Origin of the sequence: Proteus sp. fly-1013 (assembly GCF_040140245.1) — a bacterium.
GTDB lineage: Bacteria > Pseudomonadota > Gammaproteobacteria > Enterobacterales > Enterobacteriaceae > Proteus > Proteus mirabilis_B.
In genome coordinates, this window is record NZ_JBEEWD010000002.1 from 199382 (window position 1) to 220976 (window position 21595).

Annotated in this window: 21 protein-coding genes; 13 read left to right on the forward strand and 8 right to left on the reverse strand. The window is 37.4% G+C overall.

Translation table 11 applies throughout. The features are described 5' to 3' along the window. Positions 1-5 precede the first annotated feature (5 nt). Complete coding sequence (gene dsdX / locus ABN236_RS04820) at positions 6-1343, reverse strand: D-serine transporter DsdX (RefSeq protein WP_100159298.1); 1338 nt, start codon at positions 1341-1343, stop codon at positions 6-8. Positions 1344-1566: 223 nt separating this feature from the next. Here dsdX and dsdC point away from each other — a divergent pair, with 223 nt between their 5' ends. After that, complete coding sequence (gene dsdC, locus ABN236_RS04825) at positions 1567-2511, forward strand: DNA-binding transcriptional regulator DsdC (protein ID WP_349473499.1); 945 nt, start codon at positions 1567-1569, stop codon at positions 2509-2511. A gap of 18 nt (positions 2512-2529) precedes the next feature. Continuing rightward, the gene (locus ABN236_RS04830) at positions 2530-3186 is read left to right on the forward strand and encodes a hypothetical protein (protein ID WP_349473500.1); all 657 of its coding nucleotides are present in this window, start codon (positions 2530-2532) and stop codon (positions 3184-3186) included. An 80-nt stretch (positions 3187-3266) separates the two neighbouring features. On the opposite strand, the gene ABN236_RS04835 is transcribed toward ABN236_RS04830, so the two are convergent. After that, positions 3267-3620, reverse strand: a complete 354-nt coding sequence (locus ABN236_RS04835; RefSeq protein ID WP_194951906.1) for a hypothetical protein — start codon at positions 3618-3620, stop codon at positions 3267-3269. A gap of 90 nt (positions 3621-3710) precedes the next feature. Beyond that, positions 3711-5588, reverse strand: coding sequence for a bifunctional glutathionylspermidine amidase/synthase (gene gss, locus ABN236_RS04840; protein ID WP_349473501.1), 1878 nt, complete (start codon positions 5586-5588; stop codon positions 3711-3713). A gap of 602 nt (positions 5589-6190) precedes the next feature. Here gss and ABN236_RS04845 point away from each other — a divergent pair. The 6 genes from ABN236_RS04845 to efeB all read left to right on the forward strand — a co-directional run bounded on the left by ABN236_RS04845 (position 6191) and on the right by efeB (position 10762). Continuing rightward, the gene (locus tag ABN236_RS04845) at positions 6191-6478 is read left to right on the forward strand and encodes a helix-turn-helix domain-containing protein (RefSeq protein WP_072063612.1); all 288 of its coding nucleotides are present in this window, start codon (positions 6191-6193) and stop codon (positions 6476-6478) included. Between the two features lie 303 nt (positions 6479-6781). Beyond that, on the forward strand, positions 6782-7339 hold the full coding sequence (locus ABN236_RS04850) for an iron transporter (protein WP_161711213.1): 558 nt from the start codon (positions 6782-6784) through the stop codon (positions 7337-7339). Between the two features lie 68 nt (positions 7340-7407). Continuing rightward, on the forward strand, positions 7408-7755 hold the full coding sequence (locus tag ABN236_RS04855) for a cupredoxin domain-containing protein (protein ID WP_349473502.1): 348 nt from the start codon (positions 7408-7410) through the stop codon (positions 7753-7755). A 2-nt stretch (positions 7756-7757) separates the two neighbouring features. Continuing rightward, positions 7758-8594: an FTR1 family iron permease gene (locus tag ABN236_RS04860; RefSeq protein WP_318619986.1), complete on the forward strand. Its 837-nt coding sequence runs from the start codon at positions 7758-7760 to the stop codon at positions 8592-8594. Next, positions 8584-9507 carry an EfeM/EfeO family lipoprotein gene (locus tag ABN236_RS04865; RefSeq protein ID WP_349473503.1) on the forward strand — a complete coding sequence of 308 codons (924 nt, stop codon included), beginning with the start codon at positions 8584-8586 and terminating at the stop codon, positions 9505-9507. Before ABN236_RS04860 ends, ABN236_RS04865 begins: the two co-directional genes overlap by 11 nt. Further along, positions 9497-10762 carry an iron uptake transporter deferrochelatase/peroxidase subunit gene (gene efeB, locus ABN236_RS04870; protein ID WP_194951902.1) on the forward strand — a complete coding sequence of 422 codons (1266 nt, stop codon included), beginning with the start codon at positions 9497-9499 and terminating at the stop codon, positions 10760-10762. Before ABN236_RS04865 ends, efeB begins: the two co-directional genes overlap by 11 nt. A gap of 64 nt (positions 10763-10826) precedes the next feature. Here the strand turns inward: efeB and ABN236_RS04875 are convergent, their stop codons facing one another. Further along, a complete protein-coding gene (locus ABN236_RS04875) occupies positions 10827-11516 on the reverse strand; it encodes an IclR family transcriptional regulator (RefSeq protein WP_349473504.1) in 690 nt (229 codons plus the stop codon). Between the two features lie 231 nt (positions 11517-11747). On the opposite strand from ABN236_RS04875, the gene ABN236_RS04880 reads away from it, so the two are divergent. The 5 genes from ABN236_RS04880 (at position 11748) to htpX (ending at position 17379) form a co-directional block, all read left to right on the forward strand. Next, on the forward strand, positions 11748-14084 hold the full coding sequence (locus tag ABN236_RS04880; RefSeq protein ID WP_194951900.1) for a molybdopterin-containing oxidoreductase family protein: 2337 nt from the start codon (positions 11748-11750) through the stop codon (positions 14082-14084). A gap of 2 nt (positions 14085-14086) precedes the next feature. Continuing rightward, positions 14087-14638: a 4Fe-4S dicluster domain-containing protein gene (locus ABN236_RS04885; RefSeq protein WP_072070981.1), complete on the forward strand. Its 552-nt coding sequence runs from the start codon at positions 14087-14089 to the stop codon at positions 14636-14638. A gap of 2 nt (positions 14639-14640) precedes the next feature. Beyond that, on the forward strand, positions 14641-15459 hold the full coding sequence (locus ABN236_RS04890) for a dimethyl sulfoxide reductase anchor subunit family protein (protein WP_349473505.1): 819 nt from the start codon (positions 14641-14643) through the stop codon (positions 15457-15459). 317 nt (positions 15460-15776) lie between these two features. Continuing rightward, positions 15777-16337, forward strand: coding sequence for a LemA family protein (locus ABN236_RS04895; RefSeq protein ID WP_088493630.1), 561 nt, complete (start codon positions 15777-15779; stop codon positions 16335-16337). 76 nt (positions 16338-16413) lie between these two features. Then, positions 16414-17379 (forward strand): zinc metalloprotease HtpX, encoded by a 966-nt coding sequence (htpX, locus tag ABN236_RS04900; RefSeq protein ID WP_311755363.1) that lies wholly within the window; start codon positions 16414-16416, stop codon positions 17377-17379. 100 nt (positions 17380-17479) lie between these two features. On the opposite strand, the gene ABN236_RS04905 is transcribed toward htpX, so the two are convergent. The 4 genes from ABN236_RS04905 to ABN236_RS04920 all read right to left on the reverse strand — a co-directional run bounded on the left by ABN236_RS04905 (position 17480) and on the right by ABN236_RS04920 (position 20871). Beyond that, positions 17480-17662: a DUF2526 family protein gene (locus ABN236_RS04905; RefSeq protein WP_088493632.1), complete on the reverse strand. Its 183-nt coding sequence runs from the start codon at positions 17660-17662 to the stop codon at positions 17480-17482. 87 nt (positions 17663-17749) lie between these two features. Continuing rightward, positions 17750-18982, reverse strand: a complete 1233-nt coding sequence (locus tag ABN236_RS04910; RefSeq protein ID WP_349473506.1) for an MFS transporter — start codon at positions 18980-18982, stop codon at positions 17750-17752. Positions 18983-19168: 186 nt separating this feature from the next. After that, positions 19169-19939: an ABC transporter permease gene (locus tag ABN236_RS04915; protein ID WP_088493634.1), complete on the reverse strand. Its 771-nt coding sequence runs from the start codon at positions 19937-19939 to the stop codon at positions 19169-19171. Further along, positions 19936-20871, reverse strand: coding sequence for an ABC transporter ATP-binding protein (locus ABN236_RS04920; protein WP_075674123.1), 936 nt, complete (start codon positions 20869-20871; stop codon positions 19936-19938). The genes ABN236_RS04915 and ABN236_RS04920 overlap by 4 nt, the downstream gene beginning before the upstream one ends. Positions 20872-21595: the final 724 nt, after the last annotated feature.

The following is a 21595-nucleotide window of genomic DNA, read 5'->3' on the forward strand; positions in this document are numbered from 1 at the left end:
CTCTTTTATATGACAAAAGAAAGCATAAATGTACCGCCTAATGCGACAAAGGAGGCAATAAAGGTCGCGACACTGTAAAAACGAAAAGTTTCACTTAAAGTTGCATTACAATACTGTTTCACTAACCAAAACAGTGAGTCTGTGACGATGGTACAACCAATAGCACCTGAACCAATTGCTAATGTAATGATTTCAGGGCTAATGTCTGGGTATAAAGGCATGAGTGGTGCAACAATTGCAGTAGCGCCCATCATTGCAACAGTTGCAGAACCAACGGCAGCATGAAGGATAATGGCGACTAACCAAGCCAATAAAATTGGATGCATATCTAAGTTAGAAAGAATTAACGCTAAAGATTCACTTAAACCACTACCTTTTAAAATGCCGTTAAAAGCACCACCCGCACCAATAATTAATAAGATGTTGGCAATAGAGCTAAAGCTATCTTCTGTTTTCTTTAATAAAGTATTCATGCCCATATTACGGCGAATACCTAACACATAATAAGCAACAAAGGCAGCAATAAACATCGCAGTAATTGGGTTACCAATAAACTGTAATGCAGTATAAACCGATGTACCTTTCGTCATATTTAATTCTGCTGCCGTTTTTATCAGCATCAGAACAATCGGTAATAAAACAGTAAACAGAGTCGCACCTAATGAAGGTAAATCTTTTTCTTCACGAATTTCCATATCAGAAAATTCTTCAGGTACGGTTTTAAATGGTAAGCGCTCGCCTAATATTTTTAAGAATAAAGGACCACCAACTAAAGATGCGGCTAAGCCCACTGCAAGACCCGCAACAATAACGGTTCCCATATCTGCCCCTAATTCATTAGTCACGAACAGAGCGGCAGGATGAGGAGGAACAATACAGTGAACAGCCATTAATGCTGTACATAATGGGATAGCTAATTTTAATAATGATGTATTTGTTTTTTTCGCAATTGAGAAAGCAAGAGGAATAAGTAATACCACACCCACTTCAACAAAGAGTGTAATACCACAAATAAGACCAACCAATACCATAATAACGTCTGGAGATAACCAACGGCATTTTTGCAATGTAATACCGATGCGTTCTGCGGCACCTGATATTTCCATCATCTTACCAAGAATAGTACCTAGACCGATAATTGCTGCTAAAAATCCTAACGTACCACCAATACCATTTTCAATCGCATTTACCATTTCTAAAGGGTTCATCTTCATTGCAGTACCCACAAAGAAGCTTGCCAATAGTAAGGCTAAAAACGGGTGAAACTTAAGTTTTATTATAGTAAAAACAATGAGCAAGATACTAATTATAAGAGTACCTAGCACCCATAACGTTGAATCCATATATCCATCCCAAATATTTTATTTATTGTTAATCATATTGAATATTAATCATTCGGCACTTACAAATGATGAAAATTTACACTAAGATGAACTCAATTAACTCAAATAAGTGATCTTAACCACAAATAATCACATTTTGATGAGTGATAGCATGGTATTTCATCTTAACATTACCTTGATTGTTAACTAACGTTACTATCAATAATAAAATGAGAATAAAAGAATGTTTGAATCTTCTAGCGTGATTTTAAGAAATAAACGATTATCCAGTTATCAATTAGCAAGACTTCACACTTTTGAAGCGACAGGTCGTCACCTTTCATTTGCTTTAGCAGCAGAAGAATTGTCATTAACTCCCAGTGCTATTAGCCATCGTATTAATACACTAGAAGAAGAATTAGGAATTAAGCTATTTAACCGCTTTCATCGCCGAATTGAACTAACAGAAGAAGGTGAACGTATTTATTGGGCACTTAAAAAAACGTTAGAAGACATTAACCAAGAAATTTTAGATATCCATAACCAAGAAATCTCTGGTGTACTTACTGTTTATTCACGTCCTTCCATTGCGCAATGCTGGTTAGTGCCTCGTATTTCAGATTTTACTGAACGTTACCCATCCATTGAATTAAATCTACTCACAGGAAATGATGATATTAACTTTCGAGGTTATGGTATCGACCTCGCAATCTATTTTGATGATAAGCAACTGCAAAATCTTTATTGTGAAGATTTAATTTCAGAATCTATTATTCCTGTATGCAGTCCCGAATACGCGAAAAGACATGAGCTTATCAGCAATATTCATCATCTTTCTAATTGCACTTTGCTACATGATAGACAAGCGTGGAGTAATAACTCTGATTTTGATGAATGGCAAGCTTGGAGTGAATATATGGGGCTTTCACTTTTTCCTAATCGCAGTAATATCTGTTTTGACCGTTCTGATCTTGCTGTTATTGCTGCTGTGAACCACTCAGGGGTGGCAATGGGAAGAAAACGTTTAGTACAGAAACAACTGGCTAATAAAGAATTAATTATTCCTTTTGATAATAGTGAGCTGTTTTGTGCTCAGCGTTACTACCTTGTCACTAGAAATGAAAAGAATAACGCTAAAGTACAGCTTTTCATTCAGTGGCTAAAAAAACAAATCAAGGAAAGTATGTAATTTCTTAAGGAAAATCCGATGAAAGAGATGACCTTTTCAACACAACAAATTATTGCGATTGCAGAATATGCAGGACTAACTGTCAGTAATAAAGAAAATATCACAGAAAATAAACGCTATATCCTAGTTGATTTACTGGATGTAAAAACAGATGAAGGGCTTTATTACGGGGCTGCGGTGCTGGATTTTAGTAACGTTTATCGCAAAGCGCGTATTTTAGAATTTAGCGACGAAGGCTATCAACGTGCCCAAACTCGAGAGAAACAAATTCAAGACTATAAAAATAATCGAAAAGCCCAAGAGCCTGATACTTACCAGCCTTCTATTCATCGATATAGTCACTATACGGATTTTCAAATAAACCTAACCGCTATTTATCGTCGTTATGGTTATGAAATCGAATTTGATGCAGAAACCGAAAAAGTTTGGAGCTCTTTAGATCCCGATGGTGCGTCATTCGATTTACTCAAAAATGCCGATGATGCGCTTTCTTTATTAGAAGATTGTGAAATGACATGCTCTTATCATCAAGAAAACAAAGTATGGTCTGTCACTTCAGTAGAAAAAGACACTGTTGAACATAAATCACTCAACCGTGCTATTGCCGAATGCTTTTTATTAATGACAGATCATTATGCCGATGATTGGCCTAATATTGAAAACATTCTTTATTAAAACAAAAAATCATAAATAAAATCATTAATTATCAAGTCATTATAGTTAATGATTTTAGATTTTATTACTAAGAATAGAATCTAACTCAAACACCGAAAGGCATCATTCTCACGGTAATAGTTAATTTCTTCAACTACCCACTGCAAGTTTTTTTGTTGAGCTTGCTGGGTTTGATAAAATAACGCTAAATCACAAACGACCATCCAGCCTCGTAAATTTTTATCTTCAACAATTTTGGGCATTTCCAGATCTTCATCATCAAGGTAAATCTCATCATCAGGTAATTCTTGAAGATAATCCCAAGGAATATAATAAAAAATCGCCTGATTAGGATCACTATTCCAAGTTGCAATTTCCGTATAAATCCACTCATTAGATTCAAGTGTTGAAAGCGATGCTAATAACTCACTAAGCGTTTCAAATTTTTGTATCATTCTATTTCTCACTAAGTATTCTGGTTATTTTTAAAATAAACCCGCCAATTAGGCGGGTCTATTATTTCTTAATTCTAAACACCTATGATTTTATTTAGTTAAAAAGTGTTTATCTTCAATCACGATTAAAGGCTCAATATCACTCTCTTTTTTAATCACCAAAGTTGGGTCTGAACGTAAACAGCAACCACCATAATGCCCGCCAACAGTAAAGGTGCAAACTTGGATATAACGATTTGCCACTTTTGGTAAGCACCATAGTTCTTGGTAAATATTTTCTTGATGATCAAACTGGCCATTGGTTTCATCTAAGATATTCTCTTTATGATCCACTAAACCAATGTTACTACCACAACGTCCCGCAATAGGTTTAATTGCATAACCACTTTGTGCAAGACGAGGAGTCACCGTGAAATCAGTATCTAATAAATAAGGGTTATCAGGGAACAATTGCCATAAAACCGGTAAAATGGCTTTATTACTAGGAATTAGTGTCCAAAGAGGCTCAAAAACTGTAATTTCAGGACGTAAAAGCACATCTACTAAACGTACTTCATCTTCAGGATGTCCCGTACGAATAGGGATCAAAGCTTGTTGCTCACTCTCTTCTCTTAGTTGGTCTAACGCCGTTTCCCAAGCCCATGTTTTCCAGACACATTCAACGACACGTTTGTCTGCATCAATTAATTGACCACGACTATTCCAATGAAGCTCATCTAATCCACGTAGAATTTTACTGTTATAGCCTGCTTGAGTCAGCGATTGTTGCATAAAGAGAGCATGATAATCTTCTTCACTATCATCATCTTGAAGAATATGCACAAAAGGTTTCGCATCACTGTGTTTCCAAGCATCGGCTAATGCATCAAGTAAGCGTTCGCCTGGGTTAAAACCGTCTTTGATACCGCCTTTCTGTGCCCATTTTTCGATAATTAAGCCCGCTTCTGTATGGCAAGAGGCAGAGTCAGCATTATATTCATAAACTTTGACACCGCGTTCATCCATGCAAAAATCCAATCGTCCGGTGATCATTTGATGGCGTCTGTTTTGCCATGATAAACGGATACGAGGCCACAACACTTCAGGGATATCGAATAAACGCAGTAACTTATCGTCTTTCAACACTTTTTCTGTTGCATGTAGATACATCAAATGCATTTCATTACTTGCGCGAATAAGTTCCTGCTCCGCACTTTCTGAGATGGAGAAATATTCATAGCTATCTTGATTGATAATGTGACCGTGTTGTGCAAGGACATAGGCTTTTTCTAGAGGCGAGCTTTCATCTAACCACTTGCCATCTAATTGACCTTTATTATCAAGCTGTTCCGCATGAATATTTAACAATTCTGGCGCAATTTTAGGTTGAGGAAGGCTGTAAGCATTTGGCTCTGTTTGGATCATCCAACCTAATAGGGTGGTATTATCAAAGGTATCTTGAATAAAGTAGCCGTTATCCGTCACTTTAAGAGGTAATTCTCTTGTCCATTGTTGCCCTGCGGGTAATCGAGTGTGAATAACATTTTGTTCTGCAATACGAATTTTATCTTCAAGAACTTCAGTAATAACAGCAACATGCCCAGTTACTTTAAACTCACCACCTTCTTGCCAAATCAGTAAAGCACCCACTGCTGGAGGTTGTTTACTACCATTTGCAAAGGCTTGTAATGGCAATATATCGTCATCTATGGTTTTACGTAGAAAACGCAGTGAGAAGATCTCATAAGCCATTCCCACATCAGTAAATACAGCCCCATAATGCAAATAGAGAAAACGGCGAGCAAACTCGACACACTGCCACTTGTGCCCCATATATTCATTACCAATATAACTACGGAATGAATCATTAGCGGCATAGTCTTCTTTATCAATACTGCTGTAATCTGAAGAGTAAATCGCGACACCACCAGGCGCATAGCCTAACAATGTTCCAAATGGTTCATGACGAATGATATCTTTTACATTCATAATCTCGACCTTGACGATAAATAGATAATTACCCTGCAACACTTATAATCTTGCCTAAGTATTATAGTTAACAATCTTAACGCCGTAGCCTATTAGATGTGAATGTAATTTTATAAATTTCAATAAAGTGAGGATAGTTGTTTGAATTTAACACGAGTTTAAGAAAGGAAATCTCGACGATATAAAAAAAAACTCAAAAATAACCCATTATAAAAAAGCATAAAAGGCATTTTCGAGTATAAACACAGTCAAAGAGGGCTTTATCTTTTTTGTTATAGCCTCATTATTTACTCTTTATTAATCATAAATGCGAGCACAAATAACAGATAAAATGGCGTTTTGGCAATATATAGCACTGTTTATCAAAAAATTCTCGATTATCCTGCTAGAAAAAATAAGGATATCAAAATAGTTTAATGAAAATTAATATCATCTTATAACATGACGGGTATAAATAATTCATCCAATTAACCGATAACACATTAGTATGGATTTTACTCATTCAAGTCGGAGTGCTTGTTTATTTTGAAGATCCATCACGGAAACTTGATATTCAATTTATTGGATATTATTGGTGGTTGATAGGAAGAATGAGGTCACTAATGTCAAAGATTTATCCCATTTCTCAAATTATTGGGCATAAAATTCGTAAACAACGCCAGCAACTTCGCTTGTCAGCAAAGGTTGTCGCTGAACGAGTCGGTATTAGCCAGCAACAATTTTCACGTTATGAGAATGGGCTATGTAAGATTGATGTTGATATGCTCTTTCATATTGCACAAGAGCTAAAAGTCACCCCTGCATTTTTCCTACCGCCAAATGAAGAACAAGTTTCTGCTGTGGCATTGACACAATCCAAACAGTTTTGGAGTGCTCAAAGTCAAATTTAATATTCTTGGTATGGAAATCTTCTGCTTTATCTTCTCATTAAGATAAATAAGATTTCCATATATCATTCTTAATTAGATGATTTCATTGAGCATTATTACCTAGAATTATTAATTCCTTTCATATATTTCTTTTAGAACAACAAATTTTTTTCTTTTATAAAATAGAATGTTAACGCTATTTTCACTGATTTCCCTGCCAACTTAAGCGATATTTTTCGTATAGATTATCTCCTATTTCTAATACAAATTATGCTAACCTTATTAAGAATAATAACGATTATCATTCAACAATAAGAGTTAAACATGAAATATCGCTATGCGCTCTCTCTCACTGCACTATCATTTCTTTCTGCATCTGCATTAGCTGTTGAGTATCCAGTTGGTCACCCTATTCTTAAAAATGGTATGGAAATTCAAGGGGTTTACCTCCAACCTATCACCATGGATACTGAAGAAGGTCATCATGCGATGAATCACTTAGCTGCCGATAAAGCAGATATCCATTTAGAAGCAGATATTCATGCCACAGAAGATAATCCGAATGGGTTTGCTGAAGGCGATTGGATCCCCTACCTCACCATTGAATACACCGTAACAAAATCTGATGCACCAGCGAAAAAACAGCAAGGCACATTTATGGCAATGGTTGCCAATGATGGTCCTCATTATGGTGAAAACTTGAAGCTGGACGGAAATGGTCAATATAACGTGACCTATAAGATTTACCCGCCTTCATATAACAAAGATATCGCTTTTGGTCGCCATATCGATAAAGAAACTGGCGTTGCACCTTGGTTTGAACCCTTTGAAGTGTCATGGGATTTCACCTATAGCGGTACAGGCCGTAAAGGTAGTTACTAATTAGCTTGATAACGGATAAATCCAATCATTTGGATTTGTCCTTTTTCCCTTTTTTAAGTGAAACGCTGATGATCAAAACTCTCTCTAAATACACATTATTACTACTCCTAATGGTGACATCCTCTGTTTTTGCAGCAGAGAAATACACTGTTGAATTAGAAATGAAAGATGGCGAGCTTATCCCACAAGTACTTGAAGTACCTTCCAAAACACCGATACGAATAAAAATTCGTAATACAGGTACTAGCCCTGTTGAATTTGAAAGTACACAGCTACGAAAAGAAAAAGTATTAGCGCCGGGCGCAAATTCTGTCGTTGTAATCGCACCACTAAAACCGGGTCGTTACACCTTCTTTGATGATTTTCACCTTTCTCATCCTCAAGGTGAAATTGTTGCAACTGAAAAGGCAGAGTAAATATGGGACAAGTTCTGTTTGTTGTTTGGCGAGAAAGTTTTGAAGCACTATTAGTGGTAGGCATTATTTATGCGTGGATAAAACGTTCACCAACACCACAACAAGGTATGAAATACTTGTGGGGTGGCGTGATATTAGGGCTATTTCTTGCCGTTATTCTAGCGCTGAGTATTTATGGTGTATTTAGCTCGCTAGAAGATATGTGGCAATCTCTATTTATGATCACAATGGAAATCCTCGCCTGTGTGCTTATTGTGCAGATGGTCTATTGGATGAATGGGCAAGGAAAATCATTAAAAGCAAATATAGAAAATGAACTCACCCAAAAAACACAACAACAAAGTGCATGGGGTATTTTACTGATTATTGCCATTGCGATTGCCAGAGAAGGCAGCGAAGTGGTGGTTTTTCTCTCTAGCCATATAATGGCTCTTAATACACAAACAGCACTACCTTTCTTTATTGAAGTCTTTATTGGCTTACTGGTTGCGGCATTCACACTATGGCTATTTTTGCTGACTTCAAAAGTTATTTCATGGCGCTATTTCTTTACCGTAACAGGTTTTTTATTACTATTCCTTGCTGTTTCTCTGTTATTAAAAGCCGTAGAAGAAATTGCAAATCTACTGATTGAAATGGATTTTGAATTACCTGATTTCTTTATTTACCCACTTTGGGATATTAGCCATATTCTTGATGATTCCAGTATCTTTGGTAATTTTCTAGTTTCATTTTTCGCTTATCGTTCTCAACCTATTGGCTTAAGCGTGGTGACATTTATTGTCTATTGGGTGATTGTTGCACTGTTATTTAAGCGGGGTTCACGCCATGCTAAATAATGCAAAATCGAAAAGTAAAAAGATCACCACTTTTCTAGTTATCTTGTTATTTTCTTTTCCTGTTTATGCCGAAAAAATTATTCAGGGCATTATTCAAGATAGTGAAAACATCGTTATTGCCAAAGGGGATATCCCTACTCCCAAAAAATTCGAAACTAATATTTTAAATTATCGAGAAAAAGCGGTTGAACAATTAACGCTAGTTGAAAAATCGCTCGATAAATTAATCGAGAATAGTGAAAAAAATCAGCTTATTAATGCGCAAAATGCTTATCAACAAGCGCATTATCATTATGAGGTTATTCGCTCTATTATCGCCCTTTTTGGGTCAAGTGAACGTTTATTAAATAATCGGGCTGATTTCTTTCTTGAAAGAGAAAACTCACCTCGTTTTTCAGGATTTCATTTAGTTGAATATCAACTGTTTAAATTAAAAGATCTTCAAAAAGCCACGGAGTCGGCAAAAGCCCTTTTAAGAGACATCAGTGACTTAAAAAAACGTGTTGCGATTGAAGATATCCCTATTCCTAAATTGGTTCAATCTGCGGGTGATAGCCTAGAGTTTATTTTGACTGACAAACTCGCTGGTATTGAAAATCAATATTCAAACAGCGATCTGGGTGATAGTTATGCCAATTTATCTGGATCACGCCTAATCGTAGAGATCTTATCGAACCACATTCCAACGGCTGAATATCAATCTCTTATCAAACAATATGACGATATTGGTGCTCTACTTTTAAAATATCAGCGTAATGAAGGTTTATTCCAGCCTTTAACGGCGCTTCCTGAAACAGAAAAAAGTTGGCTTTTTTCTCAAGTGACACAATTAGCAGAGCAAGTAGCGAACTTACGTAGCACGCTCAATATTGATGTCTACTATCACTATAAAGAAGCAAGTGATGAAAAATAAAACTCTCTTTAAATCGCTATCAAAAAATCCTGTTAACCTCAATAAGCGTACAACGTTAAAGTGGCTAGGAGGAAGCTTATTACTCGCCAGTATGGGAGCTAAAGCAATAGAAAAACAAGAAACTTCATCAACTCCGCGTTATCAACGCGCTATTGCTTATTTAGGTCAACATCAAGCGGGCGTTATTACACCAGAACAAAAACATGCCTCATTTATTGCACTTAATCTGACAGTAACAAGCGCCGAGGATGTAAAAAGAATATTCACAATACTGACACAACGAATTGCATTTTTAACTCAACCCAGAGAACTTCAACAAAGAGCTAATCCACACCTTCCTCCTGCTGAATCGGGTATTTTAGGAACACAATTACACCCCGATGAATTAACCGTCACCGTCGCTTTAGGCGATAGTTTTTTTGATAGTCGTTTTGGTTTTCATGCTAAAAAACCTAAGCGCTTAGAGCCAATGAAACCCTTTCCTAATGACAGACTCGATCCTAAATGGTGCGGTGGCGATGTATTGCTGCAATTGTGTGCGAATAGCCAAGAAAGCGTGATTTATGCATTAAGAGATATTCTAAAACACCTGTCTGGTAAGGTTTATGCTGTATGGAAAATTGACGGTTTTCTTCCTGCTCGTGATATCGATAATCGACAAACGCCGATTAATCTTTTTGGCTTTAAAGATGGCTCTGGTAACGCACCGTCTTCAGATAATAGCTTGATGGACTCTCTTGTATGGATCACTGAAAAACAAAAAGAGCCACAGTGGTGTTTAGGTGGGAGTTATCAAGCGGTTCGTCTTATTCGTTTTGCTTTGGAATTTTGGGATAGAACGCCTCTTGAAGATCAAGAAAATAACTTTGGTCGCCATCGTTCAACGGGTGCGCCAATAGGTATGAAACAGGAAATGGACGATCCTCAATTTGAAAAAGATCCTCACGGTGACAGAGTGCTATTTGATTCTCATATGCGACGAGCTGAACCAAGAAATCCAGAGCGTTACAGTGCAAAACTACGCCGACGTAGTTATAGCTACTCGTTAGGATTAACGCCTTCAGGTCAACTAGATATGGGGCTGATTTTTATCTCGTTTCAAAATAACCTTAAAAAGGGCTTTATTGATACGCAAAAACGTTTAGACGGTGAACCTTTAGAGCGTTATATCAAACCTTTTGGTGGTGGATATTACTTCGTGTTACCCGGTATATCTCAAGAGGGTGATATTCTGGCAAAAGGGCTATTTGATTAATCAACACACGATTTTAGGCACTTTGCTTTTTCTGCAAAAGTGCCTAAATAACGCCTTTAGCAAATTAGCGGGAGAAATGCGCCATTTTTGCTTTTAATGCATTGCCCAGTTCCATTTGCCTTTCGGGTTCAATAAATCCCATCGTCAATACTGCTGCCACCATTTCCCCTTTTTTATTAAGTACAGGGCATGAAATAGATTGTGCGCCTGGAATGCCTTCTGCCGGCTCATGACGAATAGCAAAACCTTGTTGGCGAATAGTATTTTTCTGCTTTTGTGATAAATCAGCTTCAATTTTTAAATCACTAAAAGTGGCAAAAATAGCACCCGCCGCACTGACTTTATGAGGAACAGGAGTATCTGGTAAAAAATCGATATCAACATGTTTAAAGCTACGGTTATAACGAGCTAAAAACAGTTGATTTCCTTGAGAAATTACCAGTCCCGTAGACATATTCTGTTCGTCTCTAAATTCACATAATAACTGATTAATCTCATCTACAAAGGATTGTGGCTTTGGCGTCGCCTGTGCTAAAAAAAGAATTTTACTGCCCAAACAATACTGGCTTCCTTCACTCTCTTGATACAGCATTTCAGAGCGACAAAGTGAAACTAAATATTTATGTAAGCGACTTTTTGAAAGCGAACAGGCTTTTGCAATATCTGACGATCGGGCAATACCTCCATTCGAAGCAATAAATTCAAGAATGGTAATAGCGATATCAACCGAGTTAACTCCTTGAGAATTCTGCATTTATTTTTCCCACACCTATTCGTTATTTACTTTATTTTATGACGATATCCCATTATTCTTTTTTTGTCATTTTTACTAGTTTATTTCACTGAAACCTTATTTTAAATAGGGCTTTTTAATCATTTTCTATCGATTATTTTCTTTGTCTATTTTTAGATGATCTAACTCAAGGTTAACTATATATGAATTGGGTTTATATATAGTTAACTTTTCTTGTGCGTGAGAATGTCTATGTCTAAAAATCAAAAATGGGAATTAAATAGAAGAACGTTGTTAAAAGGAATGGGCGCCATTGGCGTGGCTGCTCTTTCTCCTAACGCGTTCAGTCTAGTTAATGAAAATAAACCCATATTTAACCAGAAACCACGGATCAAATTATCCGAGTATAAAACCTTTCGTTCAACCTGTGCGATGGAATGTTTGCACTGTAACCTAACAGCTTTTACACATAAGGGGAAACTGATCAAAGTTGAAGCCTCTGAAGGCTTTAATGTGAAATGCTGTTTGCGTGGAATGAGCCGAACTAAGTGGGTATACCATAAAGATCGTCTCACCACACCTTTATTACGTGTTGGCGAAAAAGGAAAAGCAGAATTTAAGCCGATCAGTTGGGATGAGGCGCTTGATCTTATTGAAAAAAACATCAGAGAAACCATTGATAAGTTTGGCAATGAGGGGCTATTTATCTCCACTCATGCGGGCAATATGGACTCGATTAAAAATGATATGGGTAAGGCATTTTTCGATTATTTGGGTGGCTCAACAAAACAAGCCGGCTCTTTATGCTGCTCTGCGGTAACGGCAGCGATGATCCCAATGGTAGGTCTGCGCTATGCAGATACTCGAGATACCGTAAAAGATAGTCGCTATATTCTTTGTTGGGGCAATAACCCTGCTGTCACCATGCAAGCATATTTTAAAAACTACAACCAAGCTCGTCGAAATGGCGCCAGAATGGTGGTTATTGATCCTCGCTTTAATGAAACTGCCGCTAAAGCAGATGAATGGATCCCGATTGTACCCGGTACAGATACCGCCCTCGCATTAGGTATGATCAAAATTATTATTGAAGAAAATCTCACTGATAAACCTTTTTTACGTGCGCATACAGGTGCTGTTTATCTTGTTAACGCACAACAAAAACTATTACGCCAATCTGATGATGACCAAGATAGCTATCTGGTTTTTGATACCTTGAGCCAGCAACTTGTTCACCATGAAACACCCAATATTGTTCCTGCGTTAACTCATGATGAACTACCCGCTAATGCTGATTATGTGACGGTCTTTGAGCAAATTTATCAACAAGCACAGCCTTGGACTATCGAAAAAACAAGTCAAGAAACGGATATTCCCAAAGAAACCATTATTCGCTTAGCACGCGATTATGCCACCACCAAACCGGCAATGATTGTGCAAAATATGTCAGGTGCTCAACGAACAGAATTCGGTGCTTATGTTGCCGCAAGCCAGTTTTATCTCGCTTTATTAACTGGCAATATCGGTAAAAAAGGCGCTGGAATTTGTGATGCAGGCGGTGCTCGTCAAATGGCGAAATTTAGCCCAATTATTCCACCAGCACCGAATGCAAAACCCATCAAACCTATCCCTGTTGCAAAAGTGGGTGATTGGATTGTCAATGAAAGACCACATCCAATTAACTTTTGGTGGATCATGACAATGGGTGTGATGACGCAACTTCCTAATACCAATATGGTGCGTAATGCACTGAAAAAAGTCCCTTTTGTTGTTGTCGCTGATAACTTGATGTCATCCACGGCTCTTTATGCTGATCTCGTACTTCCTGTTACCACTATTTTTGAAGATACCAGCTTAATGGCAGGAGTTCGTAGCCAATATGTGCAATTAATGGAAAAAGCCGTTGAGCCACCAGGAGAAGCAAAACCTGATTACTGGATCTTTGCTCGTCTTGCTGAGCGCTTTGGCTTTGGTGAAGTCTTTAATCAACCTATTGAGCATTACATTGATGCTTGCCTTAAAGGTTCTGGCATTACTCGTGAAATGCTGGAAAAAGGTCCAGTGCGTCCAGTTGAGGGTGATTGGATCCCATTTAAAGATGGTGTTTTCCGGACCTCAACGAAAAAAGCGCACTTCTTTATTGAAGAGTGGCAGGGTAAAAATTTCTCCCCTGTTGTCACCTATTACCCAGTAAAAGAGTCCACAAAAGGCTCTCCTGAACTTGCCAAAAAGTATCCTCTGATGGCAGTGCAACGCAAACTCGCCCGTAGTGTTCACTCCAGTCATGGTATGAATGAGTGGATCTTAGAAGTACAGCGTAATCAACCTAATATTCTTATCCATCCTAATGATGCCTTAGCTCGCGGTATTAAAGATGGTGAATGGGCTATCGCGTTTAATGATCGAGGTGAACACCGTGCTATTGCCGTTGTGACCACTCATATTAAGCAAGGTGTTGTCTCATTGGATAATGGATGGTGGGAACAACAAGGCGGAAGTAGTAGCCATGTCACCAATGATCACGTAGAGCCTTTGGGTAATGGTCATTGCTGTAATAGCACCTTAGTTAACGTAAGACGGGAGGCATGATCATGGCGAAGAAACAGTATGGTTTTCTGATAAATACCAAAGATTGCTACGGTTGCCGTACCTGCTCTATGGCATGTAAATCTGAAAACGTAACACCTCCCGGCGTGCTATGGCGTCGTGTTCGTGAATTCAACGAAGATCAACCTAATGCACAAGCTTTTATTACTATGTCTTGTAACCATTGTGATGATCCACAGTGCCTAAAAGTCTGCCCTGCTGATACTTATACCAAACGAGAGGATGGTATTGTCGTGCAAGATCATGACAAATGTATTGGTTGCCAGATGTGTATTATGGCATGTCCTTACAATGCGCCTGTTTATGATCCGGTTGAAGGCAAAACCAGCAAGTGCAATATGTGTGCAGATAGACTGGATGAAGGCTTGAAACCACGTTGCGTTGAATCTTGCCCTACGGGTGCCATTGAATTTGGCGAAATTGAAGATTTACGTAAAAAACATACGACAAACTGGGCTTTATTAGAAAAACGCTATGGCGTTCCTGATCACACCATCAGTAACCCTAATATTGTCATTATTGGTATGGAGGATTAATCATGCATGATTATCAACTGCCGTTAGTCCTGTTTACGGTAATGAGTCAATGGGGCATTGGTGCGGTATTAGCGCTTTCACTGTATCAATGGCAAAACCAGACTCAAAACGTTGCAATGCTAAGTACCAAAGCATTACGAACAACCATTGCGCTGATTTGGCTGATTGAGGTTCTGGGCTCATCAATGTCAATGGGACACTTAGGTGATCCGCTTGGTGCATATCGTTCTGTTTTCGGTATTGCCCACTCTTGGTTAAGCCGTGAAGCAATTGCCTTCGTTATGCTTAATGGGTTGATTTCATTATGGGCATTAGCAAGCTGGGTACAACCGAATGCTATTCGCCGTAATAGTTTGATTGGATTGTTTTGTGGTGTGATTGGTTTACCTATTATCTTGGTTACAGCGCAAATCTATTACCAAATGCAAGCACACCCGTTATGGCATACACCAGCAACACAAATTAGCTTTATTGGAACAGCGCTACTACTTGGTTTTGGCTCGATGATCCCTTGGTTACGTTTACAAGGTAAAACAATTAGCAATTCATTAAAAATAGGAACATTTATCGGCGCATTATTAGTACTTGTGGGATTAGTTATGAGAGCGCAAGTACCCGGTGCAGATGTGGCAAGCCTATTATTATGGTGGCAAGTCATTGCTAGTTTGATTGTGGGTATTTGTATTATTACGTTGTCTGACAATGCTTCATTTACCAAAACATCGCTTTCTGTTATCGCTATTTTGATGCTTTTTAGCGGTGAAATCACAGGAAGAATGCTGTTTTATGGCAATGTCATGGCGCAAGCACCTTGGTTCTAAATTTGTTATTTCTCTAGGTTAAATGGCTGGATTAAATGGCTGGGTTAAATAGCTTAGCTTGTTTGCTTATTTAACCTAGTTTTCATCCCCGATGTTTCACTTGATAATTTTATTTACCTTAACATTACCTTTAATTTTGCCCCGAATTTATTCGGGGTATTTTTTTATCTCACCCAATATTATTGATTTTGCTTTATCGGCACTCTTTTTATCTTTGATGAAATAATCATCTAGCTATCTTTATCAATAATAGGCAAAATTAACCTTAATGATTTAGCACAATTCCCTGTTTACTATTAGAAAAGAGAGCGCTTCGCATGACTGGATTAATTATTACCATCGCGTTATTGGGTCTTATTTTTTATTATTACAACCGTATTATCTCTATGCGTGAAGCTGTTATCTCAAGTGAAACTGAAATTTCAGTACAATTAGATCGTCGTGGAAAAGTGTTTGACAGCTTATTGGCCACCGTAAAAAAATACCTCAGCCATGAGTCTGAAGTCTTTACTAAAATCACTGAATTAAGAACACAATCCCAAAGCGCAAATACCAAAGAAGCCAAAGCGGCTGAAGATGAGTTATCAAAAATTGTCTCAAGTGGTGCCATTAATGTTGCGGTTGAAAATTACCCTGAATTAAAATCCGACACCATCATGGCAAATTTACAAGAAGAGATTGTTTCGACAGAAAATAAACTCTCTTTTGCAAAACGCGGCTACAACCGTACTTTAGAACAATATCGCGCTTTCATCGCTTCTATCCCTGCGGTATTTATCGTCAAGATTTTCCCAAGCCTTGTTATTGATAAAGAGTACTGGCGTCTTGATGAAGGAACCATTAAAGCAGAAGAAGCGCGTCGCATTAATTTCGATTAATTTTATAGTAATAAGAGATAATTATTACTTCTAGATTGATAAAAACAGCACTTAACGGTGCTGTTTGGAGTCACTAATGGATTTCAGAAATGTTCTACGAAAAAATGCTATTCGAACTCGTTTTGTTATAGCAACATATTTACTCTTAATGCTTATGATCGGTTTGCTGGTGGATACGGCTATTGGGGCAAATCCCTATTTAGATCTTACTGATAATATGTGGGCATTTCTGACGTTTCAATCTCTTCCCATTGCTTCACTCATTATTTTAGCTATCTCGATTTTATTGCTTCTCTTTATTCATTTTAAAGGGCATAAAATCATGCTTACAGGAATGAATGCGCGATTAATTAGCCCTGATGACACCTTAAATGCACAAGAGCGCCAATTACTCAATATTGTTGAAGAGCTTAGTTTAAGTGCAACTCTGGGCTACATTCCTAAACTCTATCTTCTTGATACACCTGAAGCCAATGCTTTTGCAGCTGGCTGGTCTGAGAAAAATGCCTTTATTGGCGTAACAACGGGTTTATTAAGTCGCCTTAATCGCCAAGAAGTACAGGCTGTATTAGCTCACGAAACAGGGCATATTATTCATGGTGATTCACGACTGACGTTATATGTTGGCATATTAGCCAACGTTATTTTGACGGTAACAAATATCTTTGGCAGTCGCTTATATATTGCCTCTGGTAATCGAGGTGGTAAAAGTAATGATGCTGCAAGCAAAGCTCGATTGATTTTAATTATTCTAAACTTTGTTTTGCCGATCATTACACAAGTACTCTATTTCTATTTATCCCGAACTCGCGAATATATGGCGGATGCGGCGGCGGTTGATTTAACTCAAGATAATCAAGCAATGATTAATGCATTAAAGAAAATTTCAGCACAGCATGACACTGAAAATTTTGAAGATGGTTCGACGGGACGAGCTTATCGTAAAGCCGCTTTTATTTTTAATAAAGGGGACTCATTTTTCTCAACGCACCCTTCCATTGAAAATAGGATCGCAGCGCTAGAAGGTCGAAAGACATTTTAATTCGTACTAATACAATGCAGAAAAAGAAAAAAGCGTTTGTACCTGTTTATCAATACGGTACAAACGCTTTTTTAATTCTTATTTCTTAGCAACAATCCGATTAACGGTGTTTTTCACCGTGATGAAAAATAGCGGTACGTAAACGCTCTTGTTGCTCATAACGTAGTGGAAATTCAATTGTTTTATCTTTACCTAATTCCACTAAAAGTTCATTCATGGTTTGAATACTGGTTGTAGCAATCGCATCATCAACCTGTTTAACCATTTCATTATAATGAGACATTGTGATCTCCTTTTTCTCATAAAAATCTTAACCGCTATCATATTACAAGAAAGAGAAATTCTATATTTTTAGTCGCACAAAGCATGATTAAATTGAGTTAAGTGGCTTATTTTTTGTCTCTTGCCCCAATAACATCACCGCTAATATTCCAATCACAATCGAAAAACTGAAAATCAGAAATATTGAGCTTATCTCAAATTGATATTGAACCAAATATCCCACCATTAAAGGCCCTAATATTCCGCCAATACGTCCTATTGCCGTTGCAGTTCCGGCACCTGTTGTTCGAATTCCATCGGGGTATTGTTCTGGCGTATAAGCGTATAAAGCCCCCCAAGCACCCAAATTAAAGAATGATAACAACATACCGAAAATAAGCAGTGTTGCAGTTGAATCAGCAACACTGAAATAATAAGCACTAATGGCAGTTCCTGCTAAATAAGTCACTAAAACAAACTTTCGCCCATAACGCTCAATTAACCAAGCCGCCGTAAAATAACCGGGCAACTGCGCTAATGTCATAATAAGCACATATTGAAAGCTCTTAATTAAGCTAAAGCCTTTTAACATGGCAACACTAGGTAACCATAAGAAAATACCGTAATAAGAGAAAACAACACAAAACCATAATATCCACAGCATAAGCGTTGAACGACGATATTGCGGTGACCAAATTAACGCCATTGATTGGCGAATCGATAAACGTGTTTTTTTCTGTGAAATATGCGATGAGGTAGGTTCAGGTAATTTTGAACGTAAATAGAGAGCATATACTGCGGGTAATGCACTTAATAGCATCGCCATACGCCAGCCATAATCAGGAATAATAAAATAAGCAATCAACGCAGCAATTAACCAACCGACAGCCCAAAAACTCTCTAATAAAACAACAATTCTGCCTCGTTCATGGGTTTCAACACTTTCACTAACAAGCGTTGAGGCAACGGGTAATTCGCCACCTAATCCCATTCCAATAAAGAAACGTAAAACAAGTACCACCATCAAAGAGCTTGCTAATGCCGTTAATCCACAACCTAAGCTAAACAGTAACAAAGTAAAGATAAAGACGGGTTTGCGCCCTTTTCTATCAGCCATAATGCCAAACACAAAAGCGCCAACAGCCATTCCAATTGAGTTTACACTACCAATCCAACCCAATTGTGATGCCGTTAGTCCCCAATCTTCTTTTAATGCTGTGAGTAAGAATGCGAGTAATCCCACATCCATTGCATCAAAAGTCCATCCCATACCTGCAATACATAAAAGCTTATTACGAGAAATTGCCTCAGGTGCTTTACCTGTTTGGCTTGCCGTTGTCATTACATTTCCTTTTTATCTCCTGCTAAAGTGTTTAGTATACTAAACAAGAAAATTCTCTTTGTTAATAGCAAAGTCATCATTTAAAGAAAAATTAACATTCATGCTGAAAAAATAGCTAAAAAAAATCGGTATCTCTAAATAAGATACCGATTTCAACTTTTATAACTTTCTATTTTGCTTTTTTGATTAGCTTCTTAAACCACGGCCTTTTTCGATTAAATACCATGCAATAACGTAAAACACAGCAATGAAAAGACACAAAACACTAATCGTTACGGTTAAAGAGACATCCGTAATGCCCAGAAAACCGTAGCGGAAACCACTAATCATATAAACAATTGGGTTAAGCTTGGATACACCTTGCCAAAACTCAGGTAGTAGTGAAAGTGAATAGAACACACCACCTAAATAGGTTAATGGTGTTAAAACAAAAGTTGGGATAATACTAATATCATCAAAGGTTTTCGCAAAAATTGCATTTAATAATCCGGCGAGAGAAAACACAATTGAGGTCATCAGTAATGTCACCACCACCATTGTCCAAGAATGTATTTCTAGCGGTACAAAAAAGAGTGAAACTAAGGTCACTAAAATACCAACACAAATACCTCGGGCCATACCACCACCAACAAAACCGGCAATAACAACATGCGTTGGCACTGGTGAAACTAATAATTCTTCAATACTACGTTGAAATTTCGCACCAAAGAAAGAAGAAGAAACATTTGCATAAGAGTTTGTTATTACTGCCATCATAATCAAGCCAGGAACAATAAACTGCATATAATCCACACCGCCCATATCGCCAATTCGTTTACCAATCAGGTTTCCGAAAATAACGAAATAGAGAGACATGGTTATTACTGGTGGAATTAATGTCTGTACCCAAATACGACCAAAACGGGTGACTTCTTTAATCCAAATTGTTTTGAGGGCTACCCAATACAGCTGAATCATTCCCTCTCTCCTTCTACTGTATGCTCTTCATTCACTAAGTGAACAAATAATTCTTCAAGGCGGTTGGCTTTATTTCTCATACTTAACACTTGAATACCTTGTGCATTAAGTTGAGCAAAAACACTATTTAGTCCTTGCTCTCTTTTAACATCAACTTCTAATGTAGATGTATCGACCAAGCGATATTGATAATTTTGTAATTCAGGTAGTGGGCTCTTCGGTGCTAAATCTAAAATAAAGGTTTCAGACTCTAATTTACTTAATAGCCCCTTCATACTGGTATTCTCAACCAGTTCACCACGTTGAATAATACCAATATTCCGACACAGCATTTCTGCTTCTTCCAAATAGTGTGTGGTTAGAATAATGGTCGTGCCTTCAGCATTTAATTGTTTTAAAAACGTCCACATTGAGCGACGTAATTCAATATCAACACCTGCGGTAGGCTCATCAAGAATAAGTAATTTAGGTTGGTGCATTAATGCACGCGCAATCATTAAACGGCGCTTCATTCCCCCAGATAAAAAACGCGCTCTATCTTCGCGCTTTTCCCATAAATCTAACTGGGTTAAATAAATTTCGGCACGCTCTAATGCCAATTTACGAGGTACCCCATAATAACCGGCTTGATTGAGTACAATTTGTAATACGGTTTCAAAAGGGTTGAAATTGAATTCTTGTGGCACTAATCCTAATTGACGTTTTGCATTGACCATATCGGTATCAGTGTCATAACCAAATACTTTGACTTTACCGCTACTCTTATTAACTAAAGAGCTAATAATACCAATTGTGGTCGATTTGCCTGCGCCATTAGGGCCTAATAAAGCATAAAAATCGCCAGCCTCAACGGTGAGATCAATTCCTTTTAGCGCTTTTACGCCATTGTGATAAGTTTTCGTTAACTCCGTTAACTCCAATGCATACGTCATATGTGGGAATTACCTTTTATCAACTGCATTATTCAGCATTAACTGAGCTGAAATCAGAAAATAAGCTTAGTTCAAAGAATAAAATGGAATAAGTTATTCTAGAGAATATTCAGTGGCAAATAAACCGTTTTAGGGCTTATGACACAAACGAATAAATAAATATTTTTTAACTATTACAATAATAAAGAATAAGAGATGGAGAGAAAGAAAATTAGCCATCAAGGCTCAAGGTTCTTTTATTTCTTACGAATATTCTGATGTTTTAATAAATTTATCCCTTGATGCAATCATTTAGCCTAATTGATACCAATAAAATTATTGCCTTTGTTTCTCAAGTTTACTGATGAATATTATCCCTCCATTTATCACCCCAATCAATGTTGCTCTTTATTTTTATCCTTTTTACTTTCAGAGTAAAAATAAAACCAATAATAACAATCATTAGTTTTATTTACGTAATATTTGCAAGTATCTATTTTTGAATAATACAACGGCAGGTTTAACAAACAGTTATCTTTTTATACATTTGATTTACATCAAGGAATGTATTGATAAATTCATTAAACAAATGCTATAAAAAGATCTATCTTATTTGAAAGCGAAAAATTACAAGCAATTATCTGTCACTTGGCTTTAAAAAGCCCTCTGATTAATTCAAAAGTAATGGTATAAAAATACCCTTTCTTAATGGATCTCTCGCATCCAACAATAACACAAGAGCTAT